The sequence below is a fragment of the Salegentibacter sediminis genome, from assembly GCF_002078605.1.
In the GTDB taxonomy this organism is placed as follows: Bacteria; Bacteroidota; Bacteroidia; order Flavobacteriales; family Flavobacteriaceae; genus Salegentibacter; species Salegentibacter sediminis.
This window is the reverse complement of record NZ_MSJR01000001.1, coordinates 614,799-636,135: the sequence shown is the minus strand read 5'-3', so window position 1 is coordinate 636,135 and position 21,337 is coordinate 614,799. Positions and strand designations below refer to the sequence as shown.

The window sequence follows — 21,337 nt, the reverse complement described above, 5'->3', positions numbered from 1 at the left end:
CACATGAGGGAAGCAATTATCAGGACAATTTCAGGGTTATTGTATATATCCATATTGGTTGCTTCTATCCTTCATGATGAGCTCGTATTCATTAGCCTATTCTATCTTTTAGGCCTGGTATGCCTTATTGAGATGCAAAAGCTCCTTCACCTTAAGAGCTATGCTCTTTACGCTGTACAGGCGCTTTTATTTTATCTTTTCAGCTATTTAAAGTTCAATCCCGATGCTACCGTATTACTGCTTTTCATCACCATTTTTGTAAATTTATTTCTGGTTAAAGACCTTATGGTAGTCCAGAAGATTCCGGTTTTTGAAAAGAAGAAATATATAATAATAATTTTCTATCTGATTTCTTCGGTTATATTTCTAACCTTACTCCCTACTATTCACGGGTTTTTTAGACCTGATTTAATAGTTGGAATCTTTATCCTGATTTGGACTAACGATACCTTTGCCTATATTGTAGGAAAAAATTTTGGCAGGAATAAACTGTTTGAACGTATTTCCCCCAAAAAAACCATAGAAGGTTTTCTGGGTGGTCTTGTATTTAGTGGAATAGCAAGTTTTTTTATTTTTTATTACACCCAATTTCTCAGTTTCCCCCTCTGGCTCGGAATGGCTATAATACTTAGTGTTTTCGGGACCTTAGGAGATTTAATTCAGTCTAAATTTAAAAGACAGGCTGGCGTAAAGGACAGCGGAAAGTTGATGCCGGGCCACGGTGGATTGTTTGACCGACTGGATAGTATTATTTTTGCCAGCCCATTTGTATACGCATATTTATACCTATTAAATTATGTTTCATAGAGAAGGATATAAAATAATGGCCTTTACTGCAATAATTCTTATTGCAATAAACGTGCTTTCTTATAGTTTAATAAACGCATACTGGATTAAATTTTCAGTTTTGCTGATTTCTATTTTGTTGTTCTTACTGATCATCCAGTTTTTCAGGAATCCAAAAAGAAGCACCCAGCATAACGATGCTCATATAGTCGCACCCGTAGACGGAAAAGTAGTTGCTATTGAAGAGGTTTATGAAAAAGAATATTTTAAGGATAAAAGACTGCAAGTCTCTATTTTCATGTCTCCTTTAAATGTTCACGTGACAAGGCATCCCGTAAGCGGAACTGTGATTTACAGCAAATATCATCCAGGAAAATTTTTAGTAGCCTGGCATCCAAAATCCAGTGAGGAGAATGAACGTACTACGGTTGTGGTTAAAAATAAGCTTGCAGGAGAAGTACTTTACCGCCAAATTGCAGGAGCATTAGCCAAACGCATAGTTAATTATGCTGAAGAAGGCTCTGAGGTTACCCAGGGAAGCGATAGCGGTTTTATTAAATTCGGATCCAGAGTAGATGTGCTTTTACCGGTTAATACTCCATTAAGGGTAAAATTAAATCAAAAAGTGAAAGGCGGTTTAAGCCTAATCGCAAAAATTGAGGAGGATTAAAAATGCTAGATTCAACACAAAAAAGATTCAACAAGGCCTACGAATTGGCCAGTACTACCAACCTTAGTTTCCCTCCAGATATTATGCTTAGTTTCTATGCTTATTATAAAAGAGCTACCGAAAAGAACGGCTTTTATTTACCTCCTTCTGAACAGGGTGACCTTAGAAGTGCTTTCAAAATTAATGCTTTGGTTCAGGTAAAAGACCTCAGCAAAAAAGACGCACAGGAAAAATATATCGCTCTTGTAGAAGAACATATTGGCGAAATACCAGAATAGGATAGAGCACCAATATTTCCTCTTTTCATTATTTCAAATTCTTCAAACTAGCCTCCAGTGCTTCGATCTTTGCCTCAGCATCGGCCTTTTTGGCTTTTTCTACGGCTACTACCTTTTCTGGAGCATTATTTACAAAACGCTCGTTGGAAAGTTTTTTATCTACAGTCTTCAGGAATCCGCGGGTGTATTCCAACTCTTCCTCCATCTTATTAATTTCGGCCTCAACATCTACAGCCCCGGTGATAGGGATATAGTATTCGTTAGACCTTACCCGGAAGCTTAGCGCTCCTTCCACTTGTTTTTCTACGGTTTGAAATTGGGCGATATTCCCCATTTTTCTAATAACAGGATCGAATACTTCGGAAGTTTTCTCATTATTCAGCACCATAAAATCAATGGTGTTCTTAAAGGAAATATTTTTCTCTTTCCTGATCTTTCTTATACCCGCGATCACTTCAGAAGCAACTGCAAACTCTTCAATAATATTCTGATCGAAATCTTTTAGCTCCGGCCATTTGGCTACAATCAAAGCCTCCTCCGGAGTTCTGCTGGTAATTTCCTGCCAGATCTCTTCAGAAACAAAAGGCATAAAAGGGTGAAGAATCTTAAGATTATCTTCCAGGATCGAGATCACAGCTTTATAGGTTTTAGCGTCAATTGGCTCACCGTAAGCAGGCTTTACCATTTCCAAAAACCAGGAGCAGTAATCGTCCCAAACCAGTTTATAAGTAGTCATTAATGCGTCACTTATGCGGAATTTGGAAAAATGATCTTCGATCTCGGTCAGGCTTTTTCTGAATTTAGCCGTATACCAGTCTATCGCAATTCTTGAGGTTTCTTCCTGCTCTTTTTCTTCAGAAACTTCCCAACCTTTTACCAGGCGGAAAGCATTCCATATTTTATTGCTGAAGGCACTACCCTGCTTACAAAGTTCTTCCTCAAACATCAGGTCGTTCCCGGCAGGGGAGCTAAGCAGCATCCCTACCCTTACGCCATCTGCGCCATATTGCTCAATTAATCCTAGAGGATCCGGGGAGTTCCCCAGGGATTTAGACATTTTACGGCGTTGTTTATCGCGCACTATCCCCGTGAGATAAACATTTTTAAAAGGCTTTTCTCCACGATATTCATAGCCAGCCATAATCATACGGGCAACCCAGAAAAACAAAATTTCAGGAGCGGTTACAAGATCGTTGGTTGGATAGTAATATTCGATCTCCGGATTTTCAGGTTCCAGGATTCCGTTAAAAACACTCATGGGCCACAACCAGGAAGAAAACCAGGTATCAAGAGCATCCTTATCCCTGGAAAGATCGGCAGCCTGTAAATTTCTATTTCCAGATTTCTTTTTAGCTTTTTCCAAGGCCGTTTCTGCATTTTCCGCCACCACAAAATCTTCTTTACCCGTACCAAAGTACCAAGCAGGAATTTGATGGCCCCACCACAATTGTCTTGAAATGTTCCAGTCCCGAACATTTTCCATCCAGTGTTTATAGGTGTTCAGAAATTTATCAGGAACAAGATTAATATCCTTATCAACAACTGCATCAAGAGCCGGTTTGGCCATTTCTTTCATTTTAAGAAACCATTGGTCGCTTAATTTAGGCTCAATTACGGCACCTGTGCGTTCACTGGTTCCCACTTTATTGGTATGCTCTTCAGTATTAACTAAAACCCCAAGCTCTTCCAGTTCAATGATTATTTCTTTTCGGACCTTAAAACGATCCATTCCTTTATAATGCAAACCGTATTCATTGAGGCTGGCATCATCATTTAAAATGTCTATAACTTCCAGGTTATGCTTATCGCCCAGCATCTTATCATTTTCGTCGTGGGCGGGAGTAACCTTTAAACAACCGGTTCCGAATTCCATATCCACATACTCATCTTCTATTACCGGAATTTCACGATTACCTACCGGCACTATAGCTTTTTTCCCTTTTAAATGTTTAAATCGCTCGTCATGGGGGTTTATACAAATAGCGGTATCCCCAAGAATGGTTTCGGGACGTGTAGTGGCAATGGTCACCACCTCATCACTACCAACAATTTTATAATTAAGAAAATATAAATTACCTTGTTTTTCCTGGTAGATTACTTCCTCATCAGACAAGGTGGTTTTAGCTTCCGGATCCCAGTTCACCATACGGTAACCGCGATAAATGAGGCCTTTTTCATAGAGATCTACAAAAACTTTTATAACCGACGCCGACATTTTTTCATCCATAGTGAACTTGGTACGGTCCCAGTCACAGGAAGCTCCCAGCTTTTTAAGCTGTTCCAGAATGATGCCCCCGTGTTTATGAGTCCAGTCCCAGGCATGTTGTAGAAATTCCTCACGGCTGAGACTATTCTTATCAATCCCTTCAGCTTTTAATTTAGCAACTACTTTAGCCTCGGTCGCGATGGAAGCGTGGTCAGTTCCTGGAACCCAGCAGGCGTTAAAACCTTTAAGTCTCGCTCTTCTTACCAGAACATCCTGAATGGTATTATTCAGCATATGGCCCATGTGTAAAACCCCGGTCACGTTGGGAGGAGGAATTACAATGGTATAAGGTTCACGCTCGTCTACTTCAGAATGAAAATACCGGTTTTCCATCCAGTATTGGTACCATTTTTCCTCTACTTGTTTCGCGTTATATTTGGAAGCTATCGCCATAATTGGTCTGGTTTTTGAAAATAATGGCAAAAGTAACCATTAGTTAAGGAATTTAAAAGGAGTTGAATTGAATAAAATTTTGTGAATAACTGCATTTCAGCTTATCTTTACTATTCCGAAAAAACTAAATTATCATGCCTTCTAAGGCAATGTTCAACCAAAGTCCTTGAAAGCTTAGGCTTTTAAAGACTTCTAAATTATGAGATATGAAAAAGTTAATTGCAATCGCTGTTTTTGTTTTAGCCGGAGTTGGTGTAGCCACTGCCCAGAATACCGCAAAAATGGAATTTAAAACAGAAACTATTGATTACGGCGAAATAAAGAAAGGTAGCGACGGGGTTCGGGTTTTTGAATTTACCAATACCGGAAATGCACCTTTAGTGATCGAGAATGTGACTTCCAGTTGTGGATGTACCATTCCAAAAAAGCCCGAAGAGGCTATTATGCCGGGAGAAACCGGGGAGATCGAGGTAAAATACGACACTAAACGGGTTGGCCCAATCAGAAAAACAGTTACCGTATATTCAAATTCTGATGTTCCAACTAAAGCCCTTAAAATAAAAGGGAAAGTGGTAGACGAAGATACTTTGTAAAATTTTCACTTTTAAAAATCTTAAAACTCCTGCCTAATCGCAGGAGTTTTTTTTATATAATTCGTTTAAGCCTGAAAGCAAATTTCATCTCTTTTTGTTCTCTTTCCACCACCAGCTTTATCTGCCGGCCTTCGCGGGAAGTAAATAGTTTCGAAATTTTATCAAGAGAATATGTATGGGCTGGTCTCCCGTTAATCTCAAGGATTATATCACCTTTTCGCAGTCCGGCTTTTTCAGCCGGAGAACCAGGCCTGATTTCGGCGATTTGGTAATCTGGAGCCAGGGAGAATTTAAGCTGATAAGTACTTTCAGAAACCTCAACCCCCTCTTTCTTAATCTCTTCCACAGCAAAAAAAGGCGGTGGGGTTTCATATTCCCTTACAAATCTTTGGCCCCTGTGTTCTACCACCACTCCGCTCATATTATATTCAAAAGATTTTCTAAAATCTGAATTTGGCTTAAGCCGAAGGTTCTTCCCGGGGTAATCCAGGGTATAGTGAAAACGCTTAAGAACCTGACTCCCAATGCTACCATTGCGTTTATCATAAAGCGATACATTTTCTATATAAAGCGTATCGGGGAAACTGGCGGTAACCTCTTTTAGTTCCAAACCACCAAGATTTAAAGATTTTATCCTGCTTCTTTGGCCATAGACACTTCCGCTAATGCTGTAGCCCAGAAAATCTTCAAAAGAGGATTTGGGGACAGCAATTCCTTTTTCTTCATCCGTAAATATCCAAACGGCATCCCCCGCGCCACTATCCATCAGAAATAATAAATTATGTTCTTGCTCATCGATATTAATATCAGCTTTCAGGTATGGTTTATTTTCATTAAAAATTAAAGGGATATCCACGCAGCGTCTGCACTTCTTATATTTATAATTTCCGGGCTCGTAAACCTTAATAAATTTCCTTCGGTAATTGAATTCAACAATGAAATGCCGAAAGAAGTCATAACCCAAAATCCCGTTTAACTCAATGCCAAGCCGGTTTGAAAGTCCGATCAATTCTTCATCAACAATAAAAAGAGTTTCTCCATCGCTTACCGCATCACCCAATACCACCGTATTATTTATAGATTTTAACGCCATAACCGGCTCCCCGGCCCCCAAACCCCGAAGAAAGATTCTGCTAGTATTTTTAACATCAGGAATTTTACCATCTATCGCAAAAACCAAGGTTGCATTCACTCCGGTATCCAGCAAAAAAGAAAGTTCAACGCCGTTGACCGTCACAGGAACGATCACCAGGTCATTAATCAACAGGAAAGGCAACTTAAAATAGCTTTTTCTATTTTCAATACGATATTCACTCTGGGCTGTAGCAGGCAAGGTTAAACCCGTTAACCAAAGCATGCACAACCATAAAACCATTAGCCTTTTCATTCTTCTTTAATTTATGAAATATTCACAAAATAATGAGCATAAGGCGGCTAACTTTGTGACAATAATTTTGCATTTTTGCATACCATTAAAAATATCAATCATGCCTAATATTTCTAATAAGGGTAGAAACATGCCCGAATCTCCGATACGAAAACTGGTACCTTATGCTGAAGCCGCTATCAGAAAGGGTCGTAATATCTATCAATTAAACATTGGACAGCCCGACATAAAAACTCCTCAAGCCGCGCTTGATGCGGTTAAAACCAATGATATTGAGGTATTGTCTTACAGCCATTCGGCAGGTTTTGAATCTTACCGAACTAAGCTGGCTGCATATTATCAGAAAAATGATATCCCTGTAAATGCAGAAGAAATTATTGTGACTACTGGAGGTTCTGAAGCTTTGATGTTCGCCATGGGGAGCATTACCGATCCGGGAGACGAAGTAATTATCCCCGAGCCATTTTACGCAAATTACAACGGCTTTGCTACCGCCTCTGGCGTAAAGATCATTCCCATACAAAGTTCTATAGAGAATAATTTTGCTTTACCACCTATTTCAGATTTTGAAGCCCTGATAAGCGAAAAAACCAAAGCAATAATTCTCTGTAATCCAGGAAATCCCACCGGATACTTATATACTAAAGAAGAGATCGAACAACTGGCAGAAATCGCTCTTAAACATGATCTTTTTATCGTAGCGGACGAAGTGTACCGCGAATTTGCTTATGACGGAGTAAAGCATCATTCCATTATGAGTATTCCAAAACTTGCACAGAACGCCATTATGGTCGATTCGGTTTCCAAACGTTATAGCATGTGCGGGGCAAGAATTGGTTGCCTTGTATCAAAAAACCAGGAGGTTATGAAAACAGCTATGAAATTTGCGCAGGCACGGCTTAGTCCTCCAACTTTTGCTCAAATTGCCAGCGAAGCTGCTTTAGACACTCCACAGGAATATTTTGATGAAGTAATTGAAGAATATACCAACCGAAGAAATATCCTTATAGAAGGCCTCGAAAAAATTGATGGCGTGAAGGTAGCCAAACCAAAGGGAGCATTTTATTGCATCGCTGAACTCCCGGTGAAAAACGCTGATGATTTTGCTCAATGGTTGCTGGAAGAGTTTGAAATGGATAACGAAACCATTATGGTCGCTCCCGCCGCGGGATTCTACTCTACCCCCAATACCGGCCTTAATCAGGTTCGAATTGCCTATGTATTGAAAAAAGAAAACCTGATAAGAGCAATTGAAATATTGGAAATAGCCTTAAAGCAATACAACAAATAAGCTCATATGCAGGTTTCTGAAAATGTTTCTTTGAAGAATTATAACACCTTTGGTATAGACGTAAATGCCAGAAAGTTTATTTCGGTTTCTTCTCCTGAAGAATTAAGGAAGGCACTTCAGCAAACCTATGCATCAGAAATATTTATCCTGGGCGGCGGGAGCAATATGCTCCTCACCCAGGATATCTCCAAAACAGTTTTACATATTGGTCTTACCGGCAAACAAATCATTTCTGAAACTGAAGATGAGGTTGTTGTAGAAGCCAATGCCGGGGAAAACTGGCATCAATTTGTCTTATGGACGCTGGAGCGCGATTTCGGCGGCCTTGAAAACCTTTCCCTTATCCCCGGAAACGTAGGAACAGCCCCTATTCAAAATATTGGTGCTTATGGGGTAGAGCTGAAAGATGTTTTTGAATCCTGCACCGCAATACAAATACAAACTCTTGAAGAGGTAACCTTCAAACCTGAAGATTGTGAATTCGGATATAGAAATTCCGTTTTTAAGCAAAGATTAAAGGACCAATACATAATTACCTCTGTAAGGTTTAGGTTAAGCAAAACTCAACACCAATTGCACACCGGCTACGGGGCAATAAATGATTGGTTGGTTGGAGAAAAAATAACCAAACCAGGGATAAAAGACATTTCCAATGCTGTAATCGCTATTCGGCAGTCTAAATTACCAGACCCACGGGTGCTTGGCAACAGCGGAAGTTTTTTTAAGAATCCAATAATCAGAAAAGTAGAGTATTTAAAACTACGGGAAAAATTTCCGGAAATCCCTTCTTATCCTATAGACGAAGACAAGGTGAAAGTACCCGCCGGCTGGCTTATTGATAAGGTAGGCCTTAAGGGCTACCGCAGAGGCGATGCCGGGGTGCATAAAAACCAGGCACTGGTCCTTGTAAACTACGGGGAAGCTACAGGCGAGGAGTTGCTTGACCTTTCCAAAGAAATTCGCAACAAGATATTTTCAGAGTTCAAAATAAAGCTGGAAACCGAAGTGAATATATTCTAATTTTTTGTAGGAATATATTTAACAACCCCTACAGTTTAAAAAGCTTTTATTTAAGATTTTATTATCAAAGCCTCCTCTTTTTATTCCTTATCTTTATTATATCAATATCGGGGTGCTTAGGCTGAGATTATACCCGCACAACCTGATCTGGATAATCCCAGTGTAGGAAATATTGAATCTATCGAGGCTAAACGCCTCATATAGAGGAGCTTCATTTCCTTTACAGGAAATGAAGCTTTTTTTTGTACTTAAAAAAATGAAAAAGCTACTGGTAGTTGCCGGTAGCTTTCACTTTTAAACTTTATGTTTATTCATTTAAACCGCTAGGATTTTTTTCCAATCACCACTCCATCTATTTGATGAATAACACCGTTTGAGGCATCAATATTAGTTTTAGTGATTTTAGCAGTATTGCCGTTCTCATCTTTGAGAAGGATATCATCTCCACTCTTAAGAGCAGTAAGCGAGGCTCCACTTAAGGTTGTTATGGTATATTCTCCATTACCCTGATCAATTCTTTTAGAAAGTTCCTCTGCCGTTATTTTATCCTCCACTACGTGATATTTGAGCACATCGCTCAACTTTTCGCGGTTTTCACTTTTCATTAATGTATCCAAAGTAGCCTGATCAATCTTTTGGAATGCCTCATTGGTAGGAGCAAAAATAGTATACGGTCCCTCCTCTTCAGTAAAAGTTTGTGCAAGCCCGGCATTTTGTAAAGCGCCAGACAAGGAACTCAGCGAATCATCTTCCATAGTTTTTGCGGTAATACTGTTTGCTTCCCGGTCCATACGTTCTTCTTCGGCCTGCAATTCGGCGGCTCGTTCAGCCTCCTGTCTTTCTAATCTTTCCTCTTCAGCCTTTTTCTTTTCATCTTCACAAGAAGAAAACACAAAAAGACCTAAAAATAGTATAAGCAAAATCTTTTTAATTTTCATAATTGAGCTTTTTAATTTATTAACCCGCAAATCTATTTCGTAACCCCAACATTATTAGAGATTTACATATAATGTTTAGTTAAATAGTGTAAAGCTTTTCCTAATGTGCTATCTAATTTTACCAATCCTGTTTTTATTGTTATTTTTGCAGAAGAAATTTATCAGCATGAAATTAATAATCATAAGTATAGTATTGCTAGCTCTTGCCTTTGCAGGGCTTGCTATAAAAATTTGGAGTAAGAAAGACGGAAAATTTGCCGGCACCTGTGCTAGCCAAAGTCCGTATTTAAATAAGGAAGGCGAATCCTGCAGTTTCTGCGGAAAGATGCCTGAAGAAATGGGAAATTGTAGCACCGATACACAAGGGAAACAGATTAAATAACTGAATGGCCCTAACTTTACTCGGTTTCTATTTATTATTCAGTTTAATCAATATCCTTTTTTTCCTGGCTTTTCTCTCGTTTGCCAATGCCAGAAACCGAAAGATCGACAAAGCTGGCTTTCCGGTTTCTGTAATTATTTGTGCTAAAAACGAAGCTGAAAATTTAAGGAATTTTCTTCCCTCAGTTTTGGAACAGGATTATCCCGATTTTGAGGTTGTAGTAATCAATGATGCTTCCACCGATAATACCCTCGAGGTAATCGAGGAATTTCAGAAAATAGATGGACGTATAAAGATTGTGAACGTTCAGAATAACGAAGCTTTCTGGGCGAATAAAAAATATGCTCTTACCCTTGGAATAAAAAAAGCCAGAAACTCTCACCTCCTATTCACCGATGCCGATTGCGCCCCTCAATCCAACAAATGGATTGCTGAAATGGTCCAAAATTTTAAGGGCGAAAAGAGTATTATCCTGGGCTATGGCGGTTACTTTAAGCATAAAAATTCCTTATTAAACAAACTGATAAGGTTTGAAACCCTACTTACTGCCATTCAGTATTTTTCTTATGCCAGGCTGGGAAGTCCTTATATGGGCGTAGGTCGAAACCTGGCGTATACCTCAGAAGAATTTTATGCGCATAAAGGTTTTGCCAGTCATTTGCATCTGCGATCGGGGGATGATGATCTTTTTGTGAATGAAGCCGCTACACCCACCAACACCGCTATTTGTTTCAATAAGGATGCTATAACCCGTAGTGTCCCAAAAAGCTCTTTTCAGAGTTGGTTTCAGCAGAAAAGAAGACACACCTCCATTGCCAAACATTACAAACCAAAACATAAATTGCTACTGGGTCTTTTTTACAGCTCCAGGTTATTTTTCTGGCTATTATTGCCAATTTTATTAATCGCGCAGGTTTACCCCGTAATAGTATTATTGGCGTTAGGGATCTTATTGTTTTTAGAATTGCTGGTCTATTACAAATCGGCACGAAAATTAGGAGAAACAGATGTGGTTTGGTTATTTCCGCTTTTAGAAGTATTTTTAATCTTATCGCATTTAAGCATTTTTATAGCTAATATTTTCTCAAAACCAAGCCATTGGAAATAAACCAGGAGGAGCTGCTTGCCAAGATAAAAGCCGCCAAGAATGGAAGTCAGACTGCCTTCAATTATCTACTGGATAAATTCTGGAATGATGTGTATGGTTTTCAGCTAAAAAAAACCCGCGATGAATATGAGGCTGAAGACATAAGCATTCAAACTTTTTCCAAAGCTTTTAATAAGATTCAAAGTTTCGATGAGAATTATTCTTTTAGCACCTGGCTTATTGCGATATCAAAAAATCTGCATGTAGATCTTATTAGAAAAAAGAATGCTTCTATAAGGTCTAAAACCACTTCAGAAAATATAAGTCAGGTTCATAAGATTGCCGATGAAACCCCTACTATTGAAGACAAGCTCATCAAGGAACAGCATCTCGCACAATTGCTAACCGATATCAAGCAGTTAAAACCTCATTACCAGGAAGTGATTAATCTTAGATATTTTCAGGAGAAATCCTACAAGGAAATCGCTGAAGCTCTTAATGAACCGATGAACAATGTTAAGGTTAAATTGCTTAGAGCCAAAAAACTACTGGCGGAGATTATAAAAAACAGAAACAGCCTGTAAGCAATTAGAACAAAGCCCGCCTAATTTATGCAGTTACACAGATTATTGTATCTTTGACCAATTGAATTTTGCTATGAGTACAGAGACAATTTCCCCTAAAGAAACCAGGACAAAATCCAAACCTAAATGGTTAAGGGTTAAGCTACCTACCGGAAAAAAATACACCGAGTTACGTAGTCTGGTAGACAAATATGACCTCCATACTATATGTACCTCCGGGAGCTGTCCCAATATGGGGGAATGCTGGAGTGAAGGCACAGCTACTTTTATGATTCTGGGAAATATTTGTACCCGGTCCTGTGGATTTTGCGGGGTTAAAACCGGTAGGCCGGAAACTGTAGATTGGGATGAACCCGAGAAAGTTGCCCGATCTATTAAGCTCATGAAGATCAAACACGCGGTAATCACAAGTGTAGACCGCGATGACCTTAAAGATATGGGTTCTATCATTTGGGCCGAGACGGTAAAGGCCATTCGAAGAATGAATCCTGAAACCACATTGGAAACTCTTATTCCCGATTTCCAGGGAAATGAAAGAAATCTTGATCGTATTATTGAAGTTGCTCCGGAAGTGGTCTCCCATAATATGGAAACCGTAAAGCGATTAACCCGCGAGGTAAGAATTCAGGCCAAGTACGAGCGAAGCCTGGAAGTTTTACGTTATCTTAAAGAACAAGGCATCAACCGAACAAAATCTGGGATCATGCTTGGTCTTGGAGAACAGGAGGATGAAGTAATTCAAACGCTTCATGATTTAAAAGATGCCGGAGTAGATGTGGTAACTATTGGGCAATATCTTCAACCCAGCAAAAAACATTTACCGGTGAAACAATTCATTACTCCGGATCAGTTTAAGAAATACGAGGCTATAGGATTGGATTTGGGCTTCCGTCACGTGGAAAGCAGTGCTCTGGTACGTTCCTCTTATAAAGCACAAAAACACATAAACTAAGCAAGAGCTTTCTATGCGGGCAAAAATCAATATAGCCATAAATGGTTTTGGTCGTATAGGACGTAACCTTTTTAGGTTGTTAATTGGACACCCCACTATCAGGGTGGTAGTAGTCAACGATATTTCTGATGCTCCTACCTTAATTCATTTATTGAAATACGACAGTATTCACGGAGTCTTAAAAAATGAGATTCGTGCTTCTGAAGACGGATTTAATGTCGACGGAAATCCGGTAAAACTGCTAAACAAATCTCATCCTAAAGAACTTAATTGGGAGAATTATAAAGTAGATTATGTAGTTGAAGCTTCCGGAAAATTTAAAACTACCAAGGATCTTCAGCATCATTTAAAAGAAGGGGTAAAGAAAGTGATTCTCTCTGTTCCACCTCAGGACGACAGGATTAAAATGGTGGTTTTAGGGGTAAATGAGCATATTCTTGACGGCACAGAGAAGATTATCTCCAATGCTTCCTGTACTACGAATAATGCTGCGCCTATGCTTAAACTTATTCACGAGCATTTTGGAGTAGAACAGGCCTATATCACCACGGTTCACTCTTATACCTCCGATCAAAGTCTGCATGATAAGCCCCACCGTGACCTTAGGCGAAGCAGGGCAGCAGCACAATCTATCATTCCAACCACAACGGGCGCCGCTAAAGCCTTAACACACATTTTCCCCGATTTAAGCAAAGTTATTGGAGGCTGCGGGATTCGGGTTCCTGTACCCAATGGCTCCCTAACCGATATGACCCTAAATATCAGGAAACAAACCTCCATTGAAGAGGTAAACAAACTGTTTAAGAAAGCTTCGGAAGAGAAACTGGCAGGAATCTTAAGTTATACTGAAGATCCCATAGTATCCATAGATATACAGGGCAACAGCCATTCCTGCATTTTTGATGCTCAAATGACCTCGGTGATAGGCGGAAGGCTCGTTAAACTTATTGGCTGGTATGATAATGAAATTGGTTATTCCAGCAGGCTTATCGATTTAATTTCAGTGGTTAATGATAATTAACTATATTTAACATCAAATTAGCCTCCAACCACCCCAAGTGATGAACTTTACGCATATATGGGTATTTTTCTTATTTTTCTCAGTCTCCTTACCAACCCAGGATGTTGATGAGATTGAAGAGACCAATGCAAGAATCCAAAAGCTCCTGGGGGAAGCAGAAGAATCAATAAATATTCTGGATTTCGATAAGGCCTTGCAGCAGCTAAACACTTCCCTTGAATTTTCAAAAGCCATAGATAACAAAAAATATATTGCTCTCTCCAGTAGCATTCTGGCTAAGTTATACTACATTCGGCATGAGTATAGCAAAGCTACTACCGAGTTGAATCGCGCTATTTCCATCCAGCGGGAAATCGAAGACGATATGGGGCTGGCTTACAGCTATATAACCTACGCAAAAATCCTTAATTCAGAAAAAGAAAGCAACCGGGCTCACCAATATTTAAATCTTGCTGAAAGCCTATCTGTTCAAAATGACAATACTGAATATCTGGGTATTATTCACCTAAACCGTGGGATCGTAAATCTAAACCTGGATCAAAATCCTTCTCTGGCCCTCTCTAATTTTAATAAGGCAGAAGAATACTTAAGAAACGATGATACTCCTGACCTTTACGAGATTTCCCGGCTTCATTATTACCGCGGTAGAAGTCATGCCGAATTAAAAAATTACAATTTAGCCCTCATCGATCTCGAAAAAGCAAGAGATATAGGGGTAGAACAGAGCTTTAGCGGGTTATTAACCAGTTCCAACAAGGTGCTTAGCAGGGTTCATGAAGAAATAGGCAATCCGGCACTGGCTCTTGAATTCCTAAAGATCAGTAACAGGATTAGGGATTCTATCTTTAACATGAACAAGGAAGCCATGGCATTAGATGCCACCACCCGATATGGAGTGGATGCCATGAAAAGCAGTCTCAATGAACTCGCCCTTCAAAACGCCGAGCAGGAACGATCATTAAAAGTAAATAAGCTTACTACCATTTTAAGTGTAGCTTTAATCACTATCCTCTCCTTATTAACTTTATCGCTTTATAAGAACAATAATCTGAGAGCAAGAGCCAATGAGTTGCTTCAGAAGAAAAATACAGAACTCACCAAAGCCAAAGAAAACGCCGAAAAAGCATCTATGGCCAAGGCACAGTTCCTTTCTACCATCACACATGAGCTTCGCACTCCTTTATATGCTGTTACCGGGCTCACCCATTTATTACTGGAAGAGAGTCCTACTGAAAACCAAAAAGAACACCTGAATTCCCTGAAATTTTCCGGGGAATACCTGTTATCGCTCATCAATAATATCCTGGACCTCAACAAGCTCGAGGCCAATAAGGTGGAAGTTATGGAAGCCAGTTTTAATCTGGAGCAAAGAATTTCAGATGTGCTCATCGCCCTTAAAAATTCAGCCGATGAAAAACATACAAAAATCCACTTTACTTTTGATAAGGAGATTCCCCGTAAAATAAAAGGTGACCCTCTCAAGATCTCGCAAGTACTCATCAACTTAATAGGAAATTCCATCAAGTTTACAGAGAATGGAGATATTTGGATAAGCGTTAAAAAGACCAGGCAGGAGGGCCCATTTATTTGGTTAAATTTTGAAATAAAAGATAATGGCGAGGGAATCACCAAGGAAAAACAAAAAGCCATTTTTGAAAATTTCACCCAGGGCTCAACCCAGATAAACCGAAAATTCGGTGGCACCGGACTCGGCCTATCTATTGTTAAAAACCTTCTCCATTTACTGGGAAGTGAAATTACCCTGGAAAGCGAACTGGGAAAAGGATCCTGCTTTACGTTTAAGCTTAAGTTTGAGGCAGAAGAATTTACAAAAAATGAATCTACTGAACTTCCAACTACCACAGAAAATATGGAGTTGATGAAAGGTAAAAAAATCCTGGTGGTTGAAGACAACAAGATCAACCAAATGATTACCAGGAAGATTCTTGAAAAGAACGGTACTATTTGCGATGTCGCCGATAACGGAACCGATGCTATAGAAAAAATAAAATCTGAAGAATTCGATCTGGTCCTTATGGATATTCATATGCCCGGCATAAGTGGAATTGAAGCTACCGCGGCAATTAGAAAATTCAATGGAAATATCCCGATAATTGCGCTAACCGCGGTCACCCTTGATGATAATCTGGACGAATTCTACGGAAATGGGTTTAGTGATATTATTCCCAAACCATACAAGACGGAAGAGTTCTACAGAAAGATTAACACTCATTTAGCATTAAGAGAATCAACCGTTTAGCGCTTTGGCATATGCTTTGCAAAAACCTGGCTAGTAAAATTATATATCGCAGATTACAACATATATAGTTTGAATTAGCCTAAAAGAAATGAGGTGCCTGCGCACCTCATTTTTATTCCAATACCTAAACATTCATGGAATCAAAATTTAATTTCAGACTGGCTATCCTTCTGTGTTTAGTATTAAGCACAGGCACCCTGTCAGCTCAGAAATCAGGATCGGAAATTTATGAGCAAATCAGGTTGCTTGATTTCGAGGAACGAGAAGCCTTGATCTCTAAAGAATTGCTTAGCGGTAATTTCCCTGAATTTCTTTTAGACTGGGAAGAAATTATAACTATTCAAAAAGATGCTTCAGGACAAACTAGAAAGCTTAGTTTATTTGTCTCTCCCGATTACCTTTCTGTAGGAAATATAGAGGATTATTTCATTATACCTATAAGTCCAATGACAGCTCAAAAAGTAGCAAATAAATACAATGCTTCCCCCCCTACCCCAAAGGTAACAGATATTATCTATCGCCACGCCGAATTAAAAATAGAACCGTTCAATTATATTCCGCGAAATAACAGAAATGAAACTGTGGATATTTTTTACGACCATTCCCAGGTCATTCAGGCTCAGATAAAAGCTGCAGGTTTTTCTGCGGGCAGCTTTGTTGCTGGTAGTAAAAAGGATATTGTCATCTCCCATAAACTCAGCGATTCTACCAGAAGTCGGCACGTGAGTATTTATGGATGGCATAAATTAAACGGTAAGCCCATTCAACCTCTTTATAATGGCCATATCAACACCTATGTAGATTACAGCCACGGAGCACGACTCATTTCTAACCATGTGCTTGTAGATGGAAAAGAATATGATTATCGGGATATCCTACAAGATAAAAACCTGTTTAAATTAATTAGCGACGAAAAGGAAGCTTTGGCAAAAACTACTTACGCTCACTAAATTCTACAGGGTTTACAAAAGCCAGGATCTCTTCAAGAAACTTCATCTCTCCATTTATAAAAGACACTTCTATAGGAAGGTAAAACAACTTTTCCATTGCTATCTTCTTCTGCAGCCGCATATAATCCTTCTCGGTAGTTAAAATCAGGTTTTTATTTTGAAGTTCACTGATTTCTGAGAAAGAAAAATTATGATGATCTCCGTAAGCTTTATGCTCAAATTCAAGTTTTTCCTCTTCTAAATGTTTCAACAAGGGCTCGGGATTAGCTATACCAGTAACAAGGGTGAATGGAGTTGTTTTCAAATCCTCCAGCTTAATCCTTTTTTCTGCGGAAACGATTTCTTCTGAATACCTTATAGAAGTAAAAAAAAGCTCCTGATAGTTACGCAACTCGAGTTTTGTCCTAATGTGTTCCTGCTCGTTTCGTGAAAGGTTGACAGGACATTTTGTAACCAGGATGATATCTGCCCGTTCAGCCCCAAATCCAGGTTCTCGTAAATTCCCGGTTGGCAACATGAAATCATCTGTAAAAAGATCTCCAAAAGCGGTGAGCAGAATATTAAATCCGGCTTTCACTTTTCTGTGCTGGAAAGCATCATCCAACAAAATTACCTCGGGATTTTCTTTAAGTAATTGCGAAATTCCATTTTGGCGGTTGGCATCTACAGCTATAAAAGCTTCAGGAAATTTTTTCTTGAACTGAAGTGGCTCATCTCCCACTTCGGCGGCGGTCTCTGTTCCCTTTAACAACCGGTATCCCCGGGTCTCACGTTTATATCCACGGCTTAGGCTCGCAATACGGTACTCTTTTCCTAAAACTTTCAACAGAAACTCTATCATGGGAGATTTCCCTGTGCCCCCGGTATTGAGATTCCCCACACAAATAACGGGAACTTTATAAGCTTTGGATTTCAGGACGCCGCTATCATAAAGAAAATTCCTGATGAGCATTACAAAACCATACAATAGTGAAAAAGGCAGGAGGATTTTTCGGAAAAGTTCCATAGGGCGAACTATAATATTTATATTTGAGCTTAGGCTGGTTCAAACAAAATTAACAAAAGCAGACTTCTGCTTTCAATATAACACAAATTAAATGCAGATTCAGGAAGTAATTAATATTCTGGAAGATTTTGCGCCTACGGCCTATGCTGAGGACTTTGATAATGTAGGCCTTCTTGCCGGAGATCCCAACACCGACGTGAAAGGGGCCCTTATCACTTTAGATACCCTGGAAGAAGTAGTAGACGAAGCAATAGAGAAAAAATGCAATCTTATTATTAGTTTTCACCCTATTATTTTTTCAGGTTTAAAAAAACTAAACGGAAAAAATTATGTGGAGCGCACTATAATTAAAGCGATAAAAAATGATATCGCTATTTATGCGATTCACACCGCCCTGGACAATCAGCATAAAGGGGTGAACGATATGATCTGTGAAAAGCTGAAATTAAAGAACAGAAAGATCCTTATTCCGCGTAAGAAAAGCATTAAAAAGCTCACCACATTTGTTCCGAACAATAATGCCGACGAGTTACGCAAAGCCCTGTTTGGTGCAGGAGGCGGAAGCATTGGAAATTACGACAACTGCAGCTTTAACCTAAAAGGTTCGGGGAGTTTTAAACCGAATGAAGAAGCGAATCCGGTGATTGGCAAAAAAGGCGAGGTACACTTTGAAGAGGAAACACAAATTGGCTTAACCTTCCCGGCTCATTTAGAGTCAGAAATCCTTAAGGCACTTTTCAAAAATCATCCTTACGAAGAAGTGGCCTACGAAGTAAGCACTTTAGATAACTCCAATCAGCATTTGGGAATGGGAATGATTGGTGAACTAGAGCAAGAGCAGAATGAGGCTGAGTTTTTACAGGAGGTGAAGCAAATATTTAATTCAGGCTGCATTCGGCATTCAGAATTAAGAGAAAAACCGGTGAAAAAAGTTGCGGTATTGGGTGGTAGCGGCAGTTTTGCTATCGAAAATGCCAAAAGAGCCGGGGCCGATGTTTATATTACTGCCGATCTTAAATACCACGACTTCTACAAAGCCGAGAAAAAGCTGGTGCTGGCAGATATTGGGCATTATGAAAGTGAGCAATACACAAAAAATCTGCTACATTCTTATTTGACAAAAAAAATTAGTAATTTTGCACTTATTTTAGCAGAGACAAATACCAATCCTATCAAGTATATTTAACTATGGCAAAAAAAAACGAAGTTACTGTAGAAGAGAAGTTAAGAGCATTGTACGATCTTCAGCTGGTGGACTCAAGAATTGATGAAATCAGGAACGTACGTGGCGAGCTTCCCTTAGAAGTTGAAGATTTGGAAGATGAAGTAGCTGGATTAAATACTCGTTTAGATAAACTGGATGCCGATATTGAGGTTATTGAGAATGATATAAAAAGTAAGAAAAACCAGATAGACGAGTCTAAAGCCACCATTAAAAAATATTCTGAGCAACAGAAGAATGTCCGTAACAACCGCGAATTCAATGCCCTTTCAAAGGAAGTTGAATTTCAAGAACTGGAAATAGAGCTTGCAGAAAAGCATATCAAAGAATACAAAGCTCAAATAGAACAGAAGAAAGAGGTAATCGAACAAACTAAAGAGCGTTTAAACGAAAGAGAAAAGCATCTTGAGCACAAGAAAAATGAGCTTGATGAAATTCTTTCAGAAACCGAAAAGGAAGAGCAAGCTCTTATCAAGAAATCTGCAGAATTCGAGAAAAACATCGAAGAGCGCCTGGTAAAAGCATATAAGAGAATTAGAAGTAATGTAAAGAACGGTCTGGCTATCGTGCCGGTTGAACGCGGTGCATCGGGAGGTTCTTACTTCACAATTCCGCCACAGGTAATTATGGAGATTGCAGGTCGCAAAAAGATCATCACCGATGAGCATAGTGGCCGTATTCTGGTAGATGAAGAACTTGCTAAAGAAGAACAGGAAAAAATGACCAATTTGTTTACCAAAGTAGGCTAAGAATTCATTCAAAATAATTTCCAAAGCCCCAAACCTAATGGTTCGGGGCTTTTTTATTGGCTTCTGTTTAGATATGGATTAACAAGTATTTCACATTAATACACCATATATATTCTAACTTTAGATGATCAAAAACCTACTAATATGAGAAATTATTTAATATTATTCAGCCTGGCACTAGTGTTGGTTTCCTGTAAAAATGAGAAAGAGAATCAGGATACTGATGACATTAGAATGACAGAACAGGAAAATGAAGGATATAGCAATCCAAATCAGGACATGCCTGATTCCCCTAGAGAAACCTCGCGAAATACTAATGAGGAAGACTGGGAAAGGGAAAATATGGAAAGTCCGGATGATCTAAGCGATGCAAATTCTGAAGAGGAAAGTACAGGAAGTGTTAGCAATAGTAAATATGTAAAAGTAGATGAGAGTGATGTTAATTGTGAATGCTACTGTGTAGATATTATAAGTTCAGGGCAATCTGAGCTTTGCCTTAAGGAGAATGAGATCTATATCAATGCAAGATTTTCTCAAAGCGGAAACACTACCCTGGTCTATTTTTCAGCGCCCTCAGCGAAAAACACCAACGACGAACTTCCATGGGAAGATTTCGACACCAATACGCCAATCGCCGAAATAACCCCAACGGCCGATGGAATGGATCTTGACTGGAAAGGTTTTTCTATTAATGGTGAATTAGCTGTAGATTATGCGATTTACGGAAAAAAAACCCTGGAAGGCTCATATAAAAAACAATAAATAATGAAACAATATATTTTTAGCTTTTTAGCTATACTTTTCTTTTCCTGCGGTAACAATGCGCAGGAAAAATCGGTTACTAAACCAGAGATAGCTAATGCAGAACCTATAGAAGTGAAGCCGCAAAACGGCCTGGAGAAGGCTTATTTTGCCAGCGGATGTTTTTGGTGCGTAGAAGCCATCTACGAGAGTATTGAAGGTGTAAAGGAGGCTGTTTCAGGTTATTCGGGCGGGCATACCAAAAACCCAACCTATGAGTCAAGCAACACCGGAAGAACAGGTCACGCCGAAGCCGTAGAAGTGATCTATGATCCCGAAATTGTAGATTTCAAGACCCTTGTAGAAGTATATTTTGGTTCTCAAGACCCTACGCAGGTAAACGGACAGGGGCCAGATCATGGTTCTCAATATCGCTCAATCATATTTTTTCAGAATGAAAAACAGAAGCAGATTATCACGGAAGTTAAAGCAGAAGTCGCCAAAAACTATAGCAAACCTATTGCGGCCGAAATTCTTCCATTTCAGAAATTCTGGGTTGCCGAGGATTATCATCAGAATTATGAAAAAAACAATCCCAACAACCCCTATATCCAGAAAGTATCGATTCCCCGACTAAAAAGATTTAAAGAAAAATTCCCGGATATTCTAAAGAAAAAAGAACATTAAACTTTTAACACAAACCAAAAAGAATGGCAGCTTAAGAGCTGCCATTCTTTTTGGAATTAGATATATTCCTGCCC

General features: G+C 39.2%; 20 protein-coding genes, 1 pseudogene and 1 riboswitch. Of the genes and pseudogenes, 17 read left to right on the top strand and 4 right to left on the bottom strand.

The annotated features are described in order from the left end of the window. Nucleotides 1–3 precede the first annotated feature (3 nt). The 3 genes from BUW93_RS03045 to BUW93_RS03035 are packed head-to-tail and all read left to right on the top strand — an operon-like array spanning nt 4 to nt 1,734. Entirely contained in the window at nt 4–807 is an 804-nt protein-coding gene (locus tag BUW93_RS03045) for a phosphatidate cytidylyltransferase (RefSeq protein WP_081209061.1), read from the top strand. Then, on the top strand, nt 797–1,456 hold the full coding sequence (locus BUW93_RS03040) for a phosphatidylserine decarboxylase family protein (RefSeq protein WP_081209059.1): 660 nt from the start codon (nt 797–799) through the stop codon (nt 1,454–1,456). Before BUW93_RS03045 ends, BUW93_RS03040 begins: the two co-directional genes overlap by 11 nt. Before the next feature lie 2 nt (nt 1,457–1,458). Then, nucleotides 1,459–1,734: an acyl-CoA-binding protein gene (locus BUW93_RS03035; RefSeq protein ID WP_081209057.1), complete on the top strand. Its 276-nt coding sequence runs from the start codon at nt 1,459–1,461 to the stop codon at nt 1,732–1,734. A gap of 28 nt (nt 1,735–1,762) precedes the next feature. On the opposite strand, the gene BUW93_RS03030 is transcribed toward BUW93_RS03035, so the two are convergent. Further along, a complete protein-coding gene (locus tag BUW93_RS03030; protein WP_081209055.1) occupies nt 1,763–4,393 on the bottom strand; it encodes a valine--tRNA ligase in 2,631 nt (876 codons plus the stop codon). A gap of 206 nt (nt 4,394–4,599) precedes the next feature. Here BUW93_RS03030 and BUW93_RS03025 point away from each other — a divergent pair, with 206 nt between their 5' ends. Next, nucleotides 4,600–4,986, top strand: a complete 387-nt coding sequence (locus BUW93_RS03025; protein ID WP_081209053.1) for a DUF1573 domain-containing protein — start codon at nt 4,600–4,602, stop codon at nt 4,984–4,986. A gap of 52 nt (nt 4,987–5,038) precedes the next feature. Here BUW93_RS03025 and BUW93_RS03020 read toward each other — a convergent pair whose 3' ends face one another. Continuing rightward, entirely contained in the window at nt 5,039–6,373 is a 1,335-nt protein-coding gene (locus BUW93_RS03020; protein WP_081209051.1) for an aspartyl protease family protein, read from the bottom strand. Between the two features lie 100 nt (nt 6,374–6,473). Here BUW93_RS03020 and BUW93_RS03015 point away from each other — a divergent pair, with 100 nt between their 5' ends. After that, complete coding sequence (locus tag BUW93_RS03015) at nt 6,474–7,664, top strand: pyridoxal phosphate-dependent aminotransferase (protein WP_081209049.1); 1,191 nt, start codon at nt 6,474–6,476, stop codon at nt 7,662–7,664. A gap of 6 nt (nt 7,665–7,670) precedes the next feature. Then, a complete protein-coding gene (murB, locus tag BUW93_RS03010) occupies nt 7,671–8,684 on the top strand; it encodes a UDP-N-acetylmuramate dehydrogenase (RefSeq protein WP_081209047.1) in 1,014 nt (337 codons plus the stop codon). Between the two features lie 98 nt (nt 8,685–8,782). Further along, nucleotides 8,783–8,870, top strand: a riboswitch (TPP riboswitch). 137 nt (nt 8,871–9,007) lie between these two features. Here murB and BUW93_RS03005 read toward each other — a convergent pair. After that, nucleotides 9,008–9,622, bottom strand: a complete 615-nt coding sequence (locus tag BUW93_RS03005; protein WP_081209045.1) for a fasciclin domain-containing protein — start codon at nt 9,620–9,622, stop codon at nt 9,008–9,010. A 166-nt stretch (nt 9,623–9,788) separates the two neighbouring features. On the opposite strand from BUW93_RS03005, the gene BUW93_RS03000 reads away from it, so the two are divergent. The 7 genes and pseudogenes from BUW93_RS03000 to BUW93_RS02970 all read left to right on the top strand — a co-directional run bounded on the left by BUW93_RS03000 (nt 9,789) and on the right by BUW93_RS02970 (nt 16,858). Continuing rightward, nucleotides 9,789–10,004: a membrane or secreted protein gene (locus tag BUW93_RS03000; protein ID WP_081209043.1), complete on the top strand. Its 216-nt coding sequence runs from the start codon at nt 9,789–9,791 to the stop codon at nt 10,002–10,004. 4 nt (nt 10,005–10,008) lie between these two features. Continuing rightward, nucleotides 10,009–11,112, top strand: coding sequence for a glycosyltransferase (locus BUW93_RS02995; protein WP_081209041.1), 1,104 nt, complete (start codon nt 10,009–10,011; stop codon nt 11,110–11,112). Then, nucleotides 11,103–11,675, top strand: a complete 573-nt coding sequence (locus BUW93_RS02990; protein ID WP_081209039.1) for an RNA polymerase sigma factor — start codon at nt 11,103–11,105, stop codon at nt 11,673–11,675. Before BUW93_RS02995 ends, BUW93_RS02990 begins: the two co-directional genes overlap by 10 nt. Before the next feature lie 10 nt (nt 11,676–11,685). Next, nucleotides 11,686–12,627: pseudogene (lipA, locus tag BUW93_RS02985) on the top strand (lipoyl synthase); the annotation flags it as partial. Nucleotides 12,628–12,640: 13 nt separating this feature from the next. Next, nucleotides 12,641–13,648: a type I glyceraldehyde-3-phosphate dehydrogenase gene (gene gap / locus BUW93_RS02980; RefSeq protein ID WP_081209035.1), complete on the top strand. Its 1,008-nt coding sequence runs from the start codon at nt 12,641–12,643 to the stop codon at nt 13,646–13,648. A gap of 40 nt (nt 13,649–13,688) precedes the next feature. Next, nucleotides 13,689–15,908: a tetratricopeptide repeat-containing hybrid sensor histidine kinase/response regulator gene (locus tag BUW93_RS02975; RefSeq protein WP_081209033.1), complete on the top strand. Its 2,220-nt coding sequence runs from the start codon at nt 13,689–13,691 to the stop codon at nt 15,906–15,908. 134 nt (nt 15,909–16,042) lie between these two features. Continuing rightward, the gene (locus tag BUW93_RS02970) at nt 16,043–16,858 is read left to right on the top strand and encodes a hypothetical protein (RefSeq protein WP_081209031.1); all 816 of its coding nucleotides are present in this window, start codon (nt 16,043–16,045) and stop codon (nt 16,856–16,858) included. Here BUW93_RS02970 and lpxK read toward each other — a convergent pair. Next, complete coding sequence (lpxK, locus tag BUW93_RS02965) at nt 16,842–17,864, bottom strand: tetraacyldisaccharide 4'-kinase (protein ID WP_081209029.1); 1,023 nt, start codon at nt 17,862–17,864, stop codon at nt 16,842–16,844. The genes BUW93_RS02970 and lpxK overlap by 17 nt on opposite strands. 91 nt (nt 17,865–17,955) lie before the next feature. Between lpxK and BUW93_RS02960 the strand changes: the two genes are divergently transcribed. From BUW93_RS02960 to msrA, 4 genes are all read left to right on the top strand, one after another. Beyond that, on the top strand, nt 17,956–19,050 hold the full coding sequence (locus BUW93_RS02960; RefSeq protein WP_081209027.1) for a Nif3-like dinuclear metal center hexameric protein: 1,095 nt from the start codon (nt 17,956–17,958) through the stop codon (nt 19,048–19,050). A 2-nt stretch (nt 19,051–19,052) separates the two neighbouring features. Continuing rightward, nucleotides 19,053–19,835 (top strand): zinc ribbon domain-containing protein, encoded by a 783-nt coding sequence (locus tag BUW93_RS02955; protein WP_081209025.1) that lies wholly within the window; start codon nt 19,053–19,055, stop codon nt 19,833–19,835. A gap of 144 nt (nt 19,836–19,979) precedes the next feature. Continuing rightward, entirely contained in the window at nt 19,980–20,597 is a 618-nt protein-coding gene (locus BUW93_RS02950) for a hypothetical protein (protein ID WP_081209023.1), read from the top strand. Between the two features lie 3 nt (nt 20,598–20,600). Continuing rightward, nucleotides 20,601–21,263 carry a peptide-methionine (S)-S-oxide reductase MsrA gene (gene msrA, locus BUW93_RS02945; protein WP_081209021.1) on the top strand — a complete coding sequence of 221 codons (663 nt, stop codon included), beginning with the start codon at nt 20,601–20,603 and terminating at the stop codon, nt 21,261–21,263. Nucleotides 21,264–21,337: the final 74 nt, after the last annotated feature.